This window comes from Bradyrhizobium sp. th-b2, from assembly GCF_000426785.1.
Taxonomy (GTDB): domain Bacteria; phylum Pseudomonadota; class Alphaproteobacteria; order Rhizobiales; family Xanthobacteraceae; genus Bradyrhizobium; species Bradyrhizobium septentrionale.
Genome location: NZ_AUGA01000015.1, coordinates 1 through 13,198 on the forward strand (window position 1 = coordinate 1; position 13,198 = coordinate 13,198).

At 61.1% G+C, this 13,198-nt stretch carries 18 protein-coding genes; 12 read left to right on the forward strand and 6 right to left on the reverse strand.

The genetic code is table 11. The annotated features are described in order from the left end of the window. The 8 genes from K359_RS0118725 to K359_RS52360 form a co-directional block, all read left to right on the forward strand. A partial coding sequence (locus K359_RS0118725; RefSeq protein ID WP_029080729.1) for a transposase domain-containing protein occupies positions 1 to 238 on the forward strand: 238 nt, incomplete at its 5' end. 174 nt (positions 239 to 412) lie between these two features. Continuing rightward, a complete protein-coding gene (locus K359_RS0118735; RefSeq protein ID WP_245284657.1) occupies positions 413 to 916 on the forward strand; it encodes a lysozyme in 504 nt (167 codons plus the stop codon). A 3-nt stretch (positions 917 to 919) separates the two neighbouring features. Then, positions 920 to 1,402: a hypothetical protein gene (locus tag K359_RS57295; protein WP_051346203.1), complete on the forward strand. Its 483-nt coding sequence runs from the start codon at positions 920 to 922 to the stop codon at positions 1,400 to 1,402. A gap of 19 nt (positions 1,403 to 1,421) precedes the next feature. Beyond that, on the forward strand, positions 1,422 to 1,598 hold the full coding sequence (locus tag K359_RS0118745) for a hypothetical protein (protein ID WP_156928556.1): 177 nt from the start codon (positions 1,422 to 1,424) through the stop codon (positions 1,596 to 1,598). Beyond that, positions 1,598 to 1,897, forward strand: a complete 300-nt coding sequence (locus K359_RS0118750) for a hypothetical protein (RefSeq protein WP_029080732.1) — start codon at positions 1,598 to 1,600, stop codon at positions 1,895 to 1,897. Before K359_RS0118745 ends, K359_RS0118750 begins: the two co-directional genes overlap by 1 nt. 18 nt (positions 1,898 to 1,915) lie before the next feature. After that, positions 1,916 to 2,233 carry a Gp49 family protein gene (locus K359_RS0118755; protein ID WP_035976764.1) on the forward strand — a complete coding sequence of 106 codons (318 nt, stop codon included), beginning with the start codon at positions 1,916 to 1,918 and terminating at the stop codon, positions 2,231 to 2,233. A gap of 51 nt (positions 2,234 to 2,284) precedes the next feature. Further along, positions 2,285 to 2,569: a hypothetical protein gene (locus tag K359_RS0118760; protein WP_029080734.1), complete on the forward strand. Its 285-nt coding sequence runs from the start codon at positions 2,285 to 2,287 to the stop codon at positions 2,567 to 2,569. A 79-nt stretch (positions 2,570 to 2,648) separates the two neighbouring features. Then, positions 2,649 to 2,840 (forward strand): hypothetical protein, encoded by a 192-nt coding sequence (locus tag K359_RS52360; RefSeq protein WP_156928557.1) that lies wholly within the window; start codon positions 2,649 to 2,651, stop codon positions 2,838 to 2,840. Between the two features lie 15 nt (positions 2,841 to 2,855). Here K359_RS52360 and K359_RS0118770 read toward each other — a convergent pair whose 3' ends face one another. The 4 genes from K359_RS0118770 to K359_RS52365 form a co-directional block, all read right to left on the reverse strand. Further along, entirely contained in the window at positions 2,856 to 4,844 is a 1,989-nt protein-coding gene (locus tag K359_RS0118770) for an acyltransferase family protein (protein WP_156928558.1), read from the reverse strand. A 42-nt stretch (positions 4,845 to 4,886) separates the two neighbouring features. After that, on the reverse strand, positions 4,887 to 5,300 hold the full coding sequence (locus K359_RS0118775) for a hypothetical protein (protein ID WP_029080736.1): 414 nt from the start codon (positions 5,298 to 5,300) through the stop codon (positions 4,887 to 4,889). Positions 5,301 to 5,341: 41 nt separating this feature from the next. After that, positions 5,342 to 5,731: a hypothetical protein gene (locus tag K359_RS0118780; protein ID WP_156928559.1), complete on the reverse strand. Its 390-nt coding sequence runs from the start codon at positions 5,729 to 5,731 to the stop codon at positions 5,342 to 5,344. 346 nt (positions 5,732 to 6,077) lie between these two features. Then, positions 6,078 to 6,455, reverse strand: coding sequence for a hypothetical protein (locus K359_RS52365; RefSeq protein WP_051346204.1), 378 nt, complete (start codon positions 6,453 to 6,455; stop codon positions 6,078 to 6,080). Between the two features lie 280 nt (positions 6,456 to 6,735). On the opposite strand from K359_RS52365, the gene K359_RS0118800 reads away from it, so the two are divergent. The 4 genes from K359_RS0118800 to K359_RS0118820 all read left to right on the forward strand — a co-directional run bounded on the left by K359_RS0118800 (position 6,736) and on the right by K359_RS0118820 (position 10,295). Further along, positions 6,736 to 7,266: a hypothetical protein gene (locus K359_RS0118800; RefSeq protein ID WP_156928560.1), complete on the forward strand. Its 531-nt coding sequence runs from the start codon at positions 6,736 to 6,738 to the stop codon at positions 7,264 to 7,266. 1,255 nt (positions 7,267 to 8,521) lie between these two features. Beyond that, on the forward strand, positions 8,522 to 8,692 hold the full coding sequence (locus K359_RS61315; protein ID WP_156928561.1) for a hypothetical protein: 171 nt from the start codon (positions 8,522 to 8,524) through the stop codon (positions 8,690 to 8,692). Between the two features lie 268 nt (positions 8,693 to 8,960). Further along, positions 8,961 to 9,233 carry a hypothetical protein gene (locus K359_RS0118815; protein WP_029080741.1) on the forward strand — a complete coding sequence of 91 codons (273 nt, stop codon included), beginning with the start codon at positions 8,961 to 8,963 and terminating at the stop codon, positions 9,231 to 9,233. A 267-nt stretch (positions 9,234 to 9,500) separates the two neighbouring features. After that, on the forward strand, positions 9,501 to 10,295 hold the full coding sequence (locus K359_RS0118820; protein WP_156928562.1) for a hypothetical protein: 795 nt from the start codon (positions 9,501 to 9,503) through the stop codon (positions 10,293 to 10,295). 267 nt (positions 10,296 to 10,562) lie between these two features. Here the strand turns inward: K359_RS0118820 and K359_RS0118825 are convergent, their stop codons facing one another. Continuing rightward, a complete protein-coding gene (locus tag K359_RS0118825) occupies positions 10,563 to 11,825 on the reverse strand; it encodes a 2OG-Fe(II) oxygenase (RefSeq protein ID WP_245284658.1) in 1,263 nt (420 codons plus the stop codon). Further along, on the reverse strand, positions 11,812 to 13,116 hold the full coding sequence (locus tag K359_RS0118830; protein ID WP_029080744.1) for a hypothetical protein: 1,305 nt from the start codon (positions 13,114 to 13,116) through the stop codon (positions 11,812 to 11,814). Before K359_RS0118830 ends, K359_RS0118825 begins: the two co-directional genes overlap by 14 nt. Between the last annotated feature and the right edge of the window lie 82 nt (positions 13,117 to 13,198).

Here is a 13,198-nt window from a genome sequence, read left to right on the forward strand (position 1 = left end):
CGCCTTGGGAAGGCGCAACTGGACCTTCGCCGGCAGCCAGCGTGGTGCCGACCGTGCCGCCATCATGCTGACGATGATCACGACCTGTCGTCTCAACGACGTCGATCCGAAAGCCTGGCTCGCCGACGTCCTCGCCCGTATCGCCGATCTTCCCGCATCGCGTCTGCACGAATTGCTGCCCTGGGAATGGAAGCTCCTGCGCCAAGCCGACAAGCCCGCCGATCAGCAGGCCGCCTGACCTTCACGCAAACGCCATCATAGAGCTCGCCGTACCCGCGCGCATGCGTCCATCACGCGGTCCTCGTCGTATGCGTACCGAAAGCCTTCCATCCGGAACCTACATCGTCGGCGGCGTCCTGCTGTCCGTCGCCAATGGCGTTGCGGTCTACCTCAAGCGCCCGGGGGCTCAATAATGGCTGTTACGCGAAAGCATGTCGGATTATCTGTCGCCGGCGCCGCGCTCGCCGGCGTTCTGGTCTCCCATTGGGAGGGCATGAACCTTGTGGCCGAACATCTGCCGTTCGATCCGCCGGGCGTCATCACGGTTTGCGGCGGGATCACGACTTACGATTGGCCGTGGCTCAAGGTGGGGATGAAATTCACCAAGGAGCAATGCCAAGAAGAGCTTTCGCACGTCGCGGAGCGCTACGCCGATAAGGTCGTGGTTTGCGTCCCGTCGCTGCCGACCATGCCGCCGCACCGTCAGGCGGCTATCGCTTCGTTTGCGGTCAATCTCGGGCCTGAAAAGGTCTGCGCAACGTCCATCGCGCGGGATCTCAACGCGGGCCGCGTCGCGGACGCCTGCAACGCGATGGTGAAGTACGTCAACGCCAACGGCAAATTCCTGCAGGGCCTCTACAACCGCCGGACCGATGCCATGTGGGGCGAACGTCCCTGGTGTCTCCGGGAGGATTGATCCGTGCTCGGTGATTTCTTCTGGAACGTTGCAACGTCCTATTTCGCGCTCGGGCTCGACGGCTTCGTTTTCGTCGTTGCGTTCGTCATCGGTCATTTCCCGCTGCTGCGGTACTCCGCGCAGCTCGCGCCCTATGTCGCGGTCGCCCGGCTGGTGTCCGTCCTGGTCGCCGCGCTCCTGTTCTTCATGATCGGCTTTCGCGTCTCGGATGAGCGGGAAGAGGCAAAAAGCCTGCGGGCAACGATCGCCGCGCAGCAAACCGACTTGGAAAATTCACGGAAATCACGCGCTGATGAGGCCGCGCGCGCGGATGCAATCGCCGAAGGGGCACGGGCACAATATGAAGCGGACGTTGATTATATCGGGCAACTTGAGGCTGACGACCGTTGCAAGTTTGATCCTTTTGGCCGGGTGCGCGAGCGTGCCGCGCGAGGATCTTCCACCCCCGCGGGAAGTGCAGCGCCAGCTGCCAGCGGCGCCCGATAAGCTCGCGAAAGTCCCGCCGGTGCCGTACCTCGATACGCAATGCCGGTTTCCCTGGCGCGGCGTCGCCGGCTGCAAGGACAAGGACGCGCGGGCCATGCTCGAACTAACGACTTCGTACGCGATCGAGTTGCAAGCGCGGCTCGGCGCGGTGCCCGCCTGGTATGACGGCGTGCGCAAGAGCTACGGGGCGCGCTGATGACACCCGCGCACACCGATCTCGAGAAAATCGCGAAGATGGCGGCGAAAGAGGCCGTTTCAGAAACGTTTCTCTCGCTCGGAATGGACGTTTCAAACCCGGCTTCGGTGATCTCGGTGCAGGGGCAGTTTTCTTTCCTCCGGAACATGCATTACGCGGCCCGGCATCTGCGCAACGTCATCATTGCGGGCGTGGTCGGCGCGATCGTGAGCGGCGCTGTGTGGGCGTTCTGGGCTGGGTTCAAGGTGAGCGCTGCGGCGTCGCCTCCAACGATCTCCGCGCCGGGCGGCTCCCGGTAATCCCATAGAGGAAGAAACATGCCGTTGAATGCGAGCGAAGCCGCGATTGAAGCGGAGCTGAAAACCAAGGGCCTGAATGCGCCGCGGCTGACGCCGGACGCGATCGACGCCACGATTACCGGCGAGAGCTACCACGTTTTCCCGGGTACCACGATGACGGTTTGCGCGCTGACGCTGCGCAACGGGTTCATTGTGATCGGCGAGAGTGCGGCGGCGTCGCCCGAAAACTTTGATGCTGCGATCGGCCGCCGGATCGCCCGCGACAATGCCCGCAACAAGATTTGGGCCCTTGAGGGCTATTTGCTCCGGTCCAAGCTCGCCGCCGGCATCGTCTGACAACCCGCGCCGGCCGGACGCCGGCAATCCCTCTATGAAAAGGTACTTTCGATGATCAATCCGACCGTTGGCCGTGTCGTCTGGTTTACCCCGGCGCATGGCGATATCCGTTTCGATGGCTACGCGGCACCATTCGCGGCCCATGTCGCCTATGTGTGGGGCCCGCGCTGCGTCAACCTGATGGTGATCCTGCCGAACGGCTCGGGCGTCGTCGGCGAAACGTCCGTCACGCTCATTCAGGACGAGGACAGCAAGCCGGGCTATGGTCGCTATGCCGAATGGATGCCCTATCAGGTCGGGCAGGCCAAGAAGCACGACGCGGCGCCGGCCGCTTAATTCGGCGAAACCTCCTGGTGAAACTGGCCGCCGATCTGGTACGATCGGCGGTCGCTTTTTATCGATGTGGAGGAGGCTCATGCCGGATCCCAATCGCTATGATCTTCGTCTTTTGGACAATGGCTGGGCTGTTTGGGACACCAAGACGAACGCGCCGGCTGCGGTGGACGGCCGCTGGCAAACAGCCATGCAGATGGACGACGCGGACGATATGACCGACCTTTTAACCCGTCTCGACCGTGAGGCGAGGAGTGTCGGAGGCGCCGGGTAACCTACGGTAAGCCTATCATTCGAGGTGAGACAAACGCCCAGCCAAACCGAGCGCTGCGGCAAACTCTCGCTCATACTTCTGCGCGTTGACGTTCGAGATGTGAGCCGTGTCGCGGAAGTTGGCTTGGCCGGCTTGGACTAGATAACAATAGGAGGCGTCGCACACCTCCTTTTGAGGGTCGATGAGAATAAGGCGGCCGTCGTCTTTATGCGGCGCCAGGATCTCTGTCACCTCTCTCCGTAAGGCTTGCATCGTCAATGTCGGATCGGCCGGAACCTTCCATTCAGGGATGGATTTTCCTGCCCTGATCTGGCTCTCAATCCATTTCTGCGGCACGTCGAAGCCGATCCTGAGAAGCGGCATGACGAGCACGACGGTCTTGCCGCTGGATAGCAGCGTCTCGACCAGCGGCGAGATCTCGGCGGCGCTGCTCCAGTTGCCTGCCAGGACGACGATGCTCGGCTCGGCGCGCTTGCTGAGAAACTGCAGCGTGCTGCTGTTGAACTGGCGGCACGGCGGGCTATCAGCGGCGTTGCGATCTGGATCGTCGACGAAGGGCCGGCAGGCGCTCTGTGTCGCAATGAGACCGGCGAGGCCGAGCTTGGTCGCGGCCGTCGAGATCGGCTCGAGATACTGGTTTGCGAAGGAATCACCCCACAACATGACGGCCGCGTGATCAGCGGCTTTGCCGCCGCCGAACGTGCAATAGGTCTCGCCGGCGGCCTTCACCGAGTTCGCGTTCCGGAAGCATTCATCGCGCGGTGTGTCCGTCTTGCGAGCCATCTCGGCCGGTAAGAGATAGACCGGCAGCCGCCCCGGGAAGCCGGTCGTGAGGAGTGCGCCGATCGTAAAGGCAACGAACGTCGCAACTATGGCGCCGGTGCCAGCCAGAAGCCGCCGCGGCGTCCAGACATCACGCCGCAGCCGGACCGGTTGCTCCACAAGATAATAGGATGTGGCACCGATTGCGATCGAGGCTGCGACCATTAGGGCTTTCGAAACCGGGTCGACGTCGTAGCCTCGCACGGTGAGCCATCCGCCGGCCAAAACCCAGATCGGCCAGTGCCAGAGGTAGATCGAGTAAGACCAGTCACCGATGTGCTGCACAATCGGCGATTGAATGAGTTTCAAGGTCTGTAGGCCGCCGGCGACGACAAGGGTCGCGCCCAAGATGGGCAAGATGGTCAAGGCGCCGGGCCAGCGCGTTTCCGGCAACGGATAGGCGACGCAGATCGCCGTCAGGATCCAGCCGACGCTTGCGGCGGCGAAGCCGGATGACTTGGAAAGGGCCGCGCGGCCGTTTTCACGGCGCCAGACCTCGGCGACGGCGATGATGCCTCCGGCCAACGGCTCCCAAGCTCGAGCGCGTAGCGAGAAGAAAGCGGAGCCCATCGCGTCATGCTGGTTTTCCCAAAGGCACCAGGCCAAGGACGCGACCGCGACGGCGGTTAGCGCGGTCATTGTCGCGGCTAGAGCATTCGATCGCAGGCAGCGGGACCACACGAGCCGCACCACGAGCGGCATCCAGATGTAGAACTGCCACTCCACCGCGAGAGACCAGGTGTGGAGGAGTGGCTTGGTCTGGGCGGCCATCGCGAAGTAACCGTTGTCGTTGTCGAATGCGAAATTCGACAGGAAAAAGAGCGCGTAGCAGGCCTGCCGGATATGTCGGAAGTATTCTCCGGGCAGAGTCAAGAACCATCCCGCCGCAGCGGTTGCCACGACAACCAAAAGCAGAGCTGGATAGATGCGGCGCAGCCGCATCATCGCAAAGTCGGCGTAGGAGAAGCGGCCCGAAATCAGGCCGGCTACTACCTTGCCGATCATCAGGTATCCCGTGACGACGAAAAAGGCGTCCACGCCGATGAAGCCGCCAGCGAAACCGGGAATCTTCAAGTGATAGCCAAGAACGGCCATTACCGAGAGGGCACGCAGTGCGTTGATGTCGAATCGAAACTGCTTCGCGGCGTCGCCAATTGGCGCCCCGCACACTTCAATTTTCAAATTCCAAACCTGCAAAATAAAAAGATGTAGTGGTAAACTGTCTCAATCTACGGGTGAAATCAATTGGTAGAACGACTTATCCCGGTCCAAACCCATTCGGAAGCTGCGGAACCTCGCCGTCGTCCGGCCCGTTGCAGGCCGGGCAGGGCGCCCCAGCGCCGCCGCAGGCATGGGGACCGGTCCAAGGCTGGTCCTGATGGTTCTAGCAAACCCAGCCGGTATCGTCGCAGGGAGTACAGCGCGGGCCGCGAATCGCATCAACGCGAATAGCTCCTTGACCTCGCTCATCCGCAGTTTCGAGCCGGCCGGCATGTGCTGCATCAGCATATGGCGGGTCTCGGCCGCGATCTCATCGCGCCGGTTGGCGTCCTGCTCGGTGTGGTAAGCCTCGAGCTGGGCGGCGAACCGGCGGCCGATCGCCGGCGGGATCTCGATCGGCTTTCGGGTGACGGGCATGACGGAAAGATGGTGGTTCGGTCCCGAGTTTGCGAAATAGCTTATGACGGCTTCGACCCGTGATCGGCGCTTGCGGCCATCATTCCTTTTCCGACCGGACCCAGAGCTTTGCGGCTCAGACCGATCGATAGAAGCGTCTGCCCAAAGCCGAAGGTGATGGCAAACGCATCGGGCCGTTCCGGAATGTCGCTCAGACCGACGCCACCTGCCATCACACAGTGGTCCGCAGGCATTTGTCCGACCTTGATGGGCGGCGGCGTGGTAGCTCGCGCGGCGGCGGCACCCAGGAGGCCGATAACGATTTCGCCGATGACCTCGGCGGGGAAATTCAGCGTCACTGGCTTATTGTCTTTGGTCGCCGACAGCACGACGATCTTTCCGTCAGGGCTAAGCCTGATCTGGAAGTCAGATATTAAATTTTCGGTAGGCATTGGCTCCTCGCTCTGCGTCGAGGGCTAGTCTCCATCAAATCAGCCCCAAGCTCAACTGGCGCCGGCGGCGGCTTGCTTTGCCGCAGGCGACCTTATGGAAGGCGCCCCGCTGCCTTTTCCGCGGCGCGCCAGCGCTGAAAGGGGCTCAATTCCTTGGCGGGCTTTGCCTCGAGGCCCGACGCGCGGTCTAGAGCCGCATTTATTGCCTTGCGGTCCCACTTCGTGGTGCCTGGGATGGGGCCGGGGACAATGCCCTTTGCGCGCCATTGGTCGAATGCGGCGAGGGTTTTGCAGCCGCAGTATTCAGCGGCTTCGCTCTTGGAGAGAACACGGGGAAGGATAAGCGTCATTCGCTGGATTGGGTGCTGCGGGGCTGAAGTTTGATTTTCCGGGGCCTGATCCGGGGGGCGGAGTTCTTCATCCGTTGGATGGTTGCTCTCAGCGCGGCGCAGGCGGCTTCGCGTTCAGCCGCCGACGGCGAGCGCGCGGCCGGCGCCTCAGGGTTGGCGCGGCATTTTCTTTCTTGCATCTCCCGGACAAAACGCAACGTCGTGAAGTCTTGGCGGCCGACCCGGAAGATAGTGAGCATCCCGCGGGCGTGCTCGGCGCGCAGGCTGACTTCGGTGATGATGCCACGAAAATAGAGGTCGCAAGCCTCTTGGAGAGTAATCGGCGTTTCTTCGGTCAACTCGGGCCGAGCGAAGCGGGACGGTCTGTCACTCATGACTGCTTCGATTGGCTCTTCAGGGCTTGCTCTACAAGCCGGCGAATGGCCTCGGGGCGGCCGGGAAGGTCATCTTGTACTCGCCGCCAGTTGTCGAGCGCCTTTAGTGCATCGGTCGTCATGCGCACGGTTACCGGCTCGCTCTCGATCGGAGGGCGGCCTCGCGATTTTTTAATGTTATTTATTGTTGACGTCATGAATTTATGATGGCATAAAAATACGAGCCGAGCAAGTGGTTGAAGCACTGGCCCGGCTCTAACCAGCACCAAGGATCTGGACCATGGCACAGGCTAAACCAAATTCTATCACATCACGCCGAAAGCTTCTTCAAGTGCTCGCCGGCGGGGGCGCGCTGGCTGCGGTGTCAACCACCACTTCAGTTTTGGCCGCCGAACCCGACCCCATTTTCGCGGCGATCGCGGATCACGAGAAGGCCGATCATATCCTGGCAGTTGCGGGCGACGCGCTTGAGGCGGCCGAGCGGGAGTTGAAGAAGGCGGGCGACCTTGAGCCGTCCGTCGAGAGCGTCGGCAATCCCGACAATGGGCTGCCGCCGATCCGTTCGACCTCGCATCGGGATATCGATCTATACACGCCAGCGGACATGTACCCCGATCGCAATCGACGGGAGCACGCGACGTTGTCAGCCGCAATCGCGCGTCGAGATGCACGGCTCAATCCGTTGCTGGCGGCCGTTGCCGCGGCCGAGGTTGACGAGCAAAGGGCGCGATACGAGGTCGATGAGATCCAGCCGACCACCTTTGAAGGTGCTCTCGCAGCACTCAAGTTCACGCGCAATTTCACCTTCTGAGGCTCGGATGCAGTCGGTCCGAACATCCGCCGGGCGAGATTTTCTCACCCGGCGGGTCGTCGTTTCGGTGAGTTGTCTGGACTACGCGACGAGAGGATAGGTCGCTCTGACCGACGCGCGACGGTGCGGCAAACGTCGCCAGTGACTAGTCACCTGCTGGATCTTCCCATCGCGAACGCGCTCGTAGGTTTCAATCCAGATATGGCCGGGTCGTTGCATGCTGTAGTTCCTTTTTGATGGTTTCAGGGAACGCAGACGCACACGCGCGACGGCGCATTCGGCCACTGAGGGACCGAGCGCCATTGCGGCCTCGAACTGATTTTGAGGGCTTGGGAGTTCGCCGATTTCGTGGTTTGGCGGCTCCTTACCCCGCACATGAAAAAGCCCGGCGCGAAGGCCGGGCGTGCGGGGCAATTCTTCTAACGGGCAAGTGAACCGAAGGCAGATGGATCGCGCGCCGGTGCCTTAGTGAGCAGGCAAGCCTGCTGCCGAAAGAGACCAGAGGTGGGTATCCCGCAATGGCGGGCCGCTGAAACGTAATCTCTTCGATCTAGACACGGGGCGGCTCACTGCGGCGTGCCCTACACCTGTTTTGAACTCGACACGCAATACGCCGTTCGTGAACAGACCTTTTTCTGTCCCGTCCGCCAAGCCCGAGCACAGAATGGCTACGAGGGTGACTTCGCTGGCCGCTCCAGCGCATCGGTCTAGACAACGCTTCGCACTTTGCGTGGCTTCGAGGGTGGCTAGAAGGGTGGCCCCGTGGCACGCAGACCCGACTATCCGAACGATGTCAATGATTCGCCCCCAGCGTCAACGCACAGATACCGCGTTCCCCTCAGTTGCCCACATGCATCCATCGAGGCGTAGAACGGCGGAACATGGAACTTGCGATGGAGCGCATGGAAGGCCGACAATGCACGCGGACCACCATCATATCGACGGCGTGGAGGTTGCCTTTGTTTGCGCTGCGGCGGGGTCTTTTGGGACCTTCATCGCAGCGTGACGTGGCTTCTGTTCGGATGAAGCCCTATTTGTAGTCCCCATACCTTCCTGTGGGTCGCGATCTGTTCTTGGAGAGGAACATCCTCAGTTCCTAGCCGGCCCGAATTGGATTAGCATCGGGCGTCGTCTTTGGGAACTGAGGGGAAGCAGCCATGCGCCTGCAATCCGTTCTCGCAATAGCAGGCTTAGTTGCCATGATCGGACTCGGGCACTCGTAGCCTATGAGTACGTACCTCATTAGGACCAACCCATGGCCAAGATGATAAAGTCCCTTCGCAAGCAGGCTGACAAGGCAGAGCGCGCGTCACTCTCCACTCTCGACCGCGACTTGGCGGAAGGATTGCAGGCAATGGCGCGGGCCTACCGGGCGCAAGCTGACGTAATCAAATCCAAAAAGAAAAAGACCAAGAAAGCGTCGTGAAGAGAGAGGCTGGCTCTTCGCTTTAGCTAGTTCTTACGCTGAAATAGTTTTCTCGTAATAAGTTCAATAGTAGAGCCTAAGAGTTTGCCCCAACGTTGTTTTTCTTGAATTTTGTCCGCCCTGTCACGGCGGAGGCCGCGGGTTCGAGTCCCGTCTCTCGCGCCAATAATATCAATCACTTAATAGCTCTGTATTTGACTTTCGACTGCCTGCGAGGGGTCATTTTCGACTCTGGGTACTTTTTCCGTTCGAATTTCCGGTTTCCCCGATGCGCCGCGCGCCCGCGCAACTTGGCCTCGTCTGCGAGCCTGACGACGGCCGCGTGGTTGGGCCGATAGGTCGCCTGCAGCTCGCGATTGGTGTCGATCGAGTTGGCCATTTTGCCCTCCCGCAGATCAACCAGGTGCGCCGGGACACACTCCGGAATGACAAGTTCAACCGCGAACAGCAGGTGCAGGTGACGGCCGACCCGGCAACACGTCAGTTGATCCAGCAGCGGCTCAATGAAATCGCCGATGCGCTCGATGATGTAAACCGCTAACGAGATCGGTTGAGATTGCCCTTACCGTAGAATTTTCAGCACATCACCCCCACCGGCGGGCTCGAGCAAACCGCCGGTATTTTTTGCCTTTTGTGCGCGGGCAGGGGAGGGCCGCCGAAGGTATTGGGCAGCAACATTTGGCAACACTCGCAAACTGCGGTATGGGTGCGAAATTAGTCAGCTTAAGGTTGCGGGGTGCTTCCGGAAATGGTTTCGCGGGGACTTACTTTCATTTACGTCGAGTACGGGAATCTTGAGCGTCTATATTTGGAGTTGCGATACAGCCTGGCGACGCTGCTGCATTGGAAATTCCATGTCCCCGTCGATGTTGTCGTCTACACCGACAAGCCTGATCTCTATCGAGATTTGCCGGTCCGAATTGTCGATATCACGCCAAAGATCGCAGAGTTTTCACGCGGCGGTCTTTATCATCACCGCATCAAGCCGTGCGTTCTCCTCGAGGAGATGAAGAGCAACCTGAACTTCTGCGTCATGACAGACACGGATACGTTTTTCCAAGACGGGTTCTTCGAAAAGCTATGGTCGATGGTGTGCGCGGGATCGATCGCCGTTGACCGGTTTCACGGGCGGAATCCCTTCCCGGCCCTGGCCGGCTTCACGGCTGATCTGCCGAACATTGGCCCATATCGCTACGACCCGAAAGCGTCCGTTGAATACAACAGCGGGTTGGCCGCAGTCGACCCGGCGAAGCACGTGCCGGTGATCGAAGATGCGATCGCGCTGATTGACGCCGTGCTCGACCAGGGTAAGAAGCTGCTCACGCTGGAGCAGATAGCGCTGTCCGAAAGCCTGCGCGTTCACAACGTTCCCGTGTCGACTATGTATCCGCTCTTCAGGCACTATTACCGCGTTGCCCACAAGCGGTACATGCAATGGCATATTCGACGCTGGCATGAGGAGCAGGGCGGGGTCTTCGCTCCGCAGCGGCCGACGATCCGGTACACCCGACCTCGTGTCCGCTTCTTTCGGATTTGGGCCAAGCTCTACTCGATGCTACGTCAGCGCGATCAGCAGGCGCGGGCCGAAATGAAGTGGCGGTAAACTAGGCAGCTTGTCCCGTTTCAGCCTTCTTCGGTGGATCCCTTGGGTGTCCGGGGGACTTCGCCGTCGTCCGGCTTATTGCAGTTCGGGCAGGGCGCTCCGGCTCCGCAACACGTGCAGGCGTGTGGACCGGTCCAAGGTTGATCGGGGTGGTTCTCGCACCGCTGCATGCAGCGCCGCGGTCGACGGCGGAGCATCCGGGTTACCCGCGAGCTTCTCGCCCTCGCTGGTCAGCACCAGGATGTGGGCTTGGTCGAACCGGCGCCGTCAGCCTTCCTCCCTTGAAATGAACCTGCGGTTTTCGTCCCTGATATCTGCCGCTGTCTGGTCGTAGAGGAACGGCAGGAACGCGTAGCGCTTGCCGCGCGTGACGAGGCTGACGGCGTGTAGCAGCGAGCAGGAGAATACGACGGCGCATCCGGTGGGTGGCTTGAACGACTGCGGCCCGTATTCCGGGAAGCAAATTTCGCCGCCGTCAAAATCGTCGTTCAGATTGATTGAAACCGCGAACCGGCGGTGCGCCGTGCCCTTGGTCGTGTTGTCTCGATGCGGTGCAAAGTGCGCGTTGTCGGCCGCGTCGTAACAGCCGACCATGTAACGCTCGATATGCGTCGCCTTGAATTGGTGAACCTTGGCGATCTCGGGAACGATCGCGCGCTCAATCCTCAGATCGACCTGACGTCTGAGCTCGGCGTCTTCAAGCAAAAAGTCCCTGCGCGCCTTGAACCGGACGTCCCTGACGCCGACCGTCTTGCCATCGATCTCGCGCATGACGCCGGACATTTCGCCGCCGTTGCTTTCGTAGAGGCCGATCAGATGCTTGCAAAAGGCCGGCTCGAACACCTGCGGCAAGTACAGGATCGGGGCCTGCAGACGAATCCCGGCGAAGCGATCCGGCGACGGCAGGGTGCGCAGGCGCGAGATCAGCGCGGCGGTTTGCCCGAGCGGAGCCATACCCATCACACGCAGGGTTGGATCGATCAGAATCCACATCCGCTTGTAGCGGGATTGCTCGCCTGGTGCCGAGGCCTGCGGAAGTGCGCCGTAGAGGCGGCTGACGGCCCCGTCAAAATCCAGGAAATATCGGATACCGTTCCGCTCGGACAGCGTCTCGTTAGCCTTGTCCCTCGCATCGATCGTCACGCCAAAGAACGCCGCGCGCTGTCCGTCGAAAACATCTGTTGCGTCCGTGACCTGCTGGATCACTTCGCGCGCGCTGTCGTCTCCGGCACTGCCGAGAAAGCTCAGCGCAAGATAGCGGCCGCCGGCACTTGAGAATGAATAATTCGGAAGCGAAAGCGTTTGCTGCGAAAACCACGGTGCGGCACTTCCGGGACCTAACGCGGCCGGACCTCCTTGCGCGCTCTGAACCACTTCAAGCTCCAATGAAAAAAAGGCGCTGAAAAATGGTGAGCGTATCGTCTCCCGGTGTCGTCGTCTACCTCGGCCCTGTCGCAAGAGCGGCTGGGTGACGACGGCCGGGCAGTGATCACATAAAGCGGGATGCTCGCCCGGATCAGGACGCCGCAAGGCCTGCGACGCCGGTCGGCGGATCGGGCCGCCAGGGCGGTGCGGATAACTCCTCGCGCCATTCGGGCGTCAGCCACCACAGCAGGAACAGCAGCGCGATCCCGTTCGACAGCAGGCTTGTCGTCAGTGGCACGTTCATGATCGTCGGAACGGCAATGCCTGAGGAAACCGCGATGAAGCGCGGCGACAGGTGCCGCGAGACCATCGATCCCACCGACAGGATCAGGCCGCACACCAGCGCCGAAACCGGGGCGAGCGCAAGACCGACCGATGCGATGCCCTCCGTGGCGAGGAACGATGCATTGAAATTGCCATCCTGATAGACCGCTCCCAGCGTCGGGCCGAGCGCGTCGTAGGGGCAGGCGGTGATGTGCCGCAGGATGGATATCTGGCAGAAGCGGGTCGGCTCGCGGTGTGCAAAGAAGTCGGCGTATTGATCAAGGGCGAGTGACGGGATCGCGGCGAAGCGCAAATTGATGGTGCCGAATACGATGTAGCCCTTGTCGGCAACGAGAACGAAGAACGCTGTCAGACCGATGATCATCGGGATCAGGAATGCGAGCACGGTCGCCAGCCGCGGGCTGAACCGGCCGAACAGCCAGAACAGAAACGGCAGCCAGACCGGCAGCAGCAGAATGGTCTTGTTGTTGAGGACCGGATAGAAGCACAGGGCAAACAGCAACACGGCCGCCGCCGCCAGCCAGTGCCGGCGCGACGCAAGATGCGCGAACACATAGGGCAGAACCGCGCCGATGATGATTCCGGTCAGATAGTTCAACGGCACCGGACGCGTGACGGCGTTGCGGGCTTCTCCATAGGGATCGCCCACATTGGCTCCGTGGGAGATGTCTGCAATCAGCACGGCGAAGGATGCCCCGAGCAGCAGGACCACGATGCGCCTGATCGCCGTCTCGGACAGGTCGGGCCGCCAAAGCGGGATATTCTGGAACAGGAGAGGGATGATGGCCGCAGTCAGCGCGGCGATCATGGCCCAGCGCGCGATGGCGTGCGGATAATCGAACGCGCTGAAGAAGCTGAGCCAGACGAAGCCGAACACGGCCGACAGCAGCGAGAAGCCCACCAGGTAGCCGAAGCTGAATCGTCCCGCGACGAAGGCCGGGACGAAGACGGCCATGATGGCGGTGCCGAGGATGGCCTGCGCGGTGATGTCGGATTGCCAGACATGCATCCCCGGAAACGCGCGCGCGCAGGCGATCATCGAGGCGATGCTGAGGATGAAGAAGGCGGGGATCGCGACCCCGACAACCAGGTCGTCGCGCGTCAATTTCATCGGCCCGTCCGAATCCGAAAGCTGCGAGACAGCTAGCCGGTCGTCCCTGGACGAAGCAAGTTACGCAAAGTTAAGCCAAGGC

Bases quoted from the DNA above. Each gene is read 5' to 3' on its own strand.
- K359_RS61315 (WP_156928561.1), top strand. From the start codon at position 8,522: ATGGCCAAGATGATAAAGTCCCTTCGCAAGCAGGCTGACAAGGCAGAG.
- K359_RS0118815 (WP_029080741.1), top strand. From the start codon at position 8,961: ATGCGCCGCGCGCCCGCGCAACTTGGCCTCGTCTGCGAGCCTGACGAC.
- K359_RS0118760 (WP_029080734.1), top strand. From the start codon at position 2,285: ATGATCAATCCGACCGTTGGCCGTGTCGTCTGGTTTACCCCGGCGCAT.
- K359_RS0118780 (WP_156928559.1), bottom strand. From the start codon at position 5,731: ATGCCTACCGAAAATTTAATATCTGACTTCCAGATCAGGCTTAGCCCT.
- K359_RS0118800 (WP_156928560.1), top strand. From the start codon at position 6,736: ATGGCACAGGCTAAACCAAATTCTATCACATCACGCCGAAAGCTTCTT.
- K359_RS0118775 (WP_029080736.1), bottom strand. From the start codon at position 5,300: ATGCCCGTCACCCGAAAGCCGATCGAGATCCCGCCGGCGATCGGCCGC.
- K359_RS52360 (WP_156928557.1), top strand. From the start codon at position 2,649: ATGCCGGATCCCAATCGCTATGATCTTCGTCTTTTGGACAATGGCTGG.
- K359_RS0118735 (WP_245284657.1), top strand. From the start codon at position 413: ATGGCTGTTACGCGAAAGCATGTCGGATTATCTGTCGCCGGCGCCGCG.
- K359_RS52365 (WP_051346204.1), bottom strand. From the start codon at position 6,455: ATGAGTGACAGACCGTCCCGCTTCGCTCGGCCCGAGTTGACCGAAGAA.
- K359_RS0118750 (WP_029080732.1), top strand. From the start codon at position 1,598: ATGACACCCGCGCACACCGATCTCGAGAAAATCGCGAAGATGGCGGCG.
- K359_RS0118755 (WP_035976764.1), top strand. From the start codon at position 1,916: ATGCCGTTGAATGCGAGCGAAGCCGCGATTGAAGCGGAGCTGAAAACC.
- K359_RS0118830 (WP_029080744.1), bottom strand. From the start codon at position 13,116: ATGAAATTGACGCGCGACGACCTGGTTGTCGGGGTCGCGATCCCCGCC.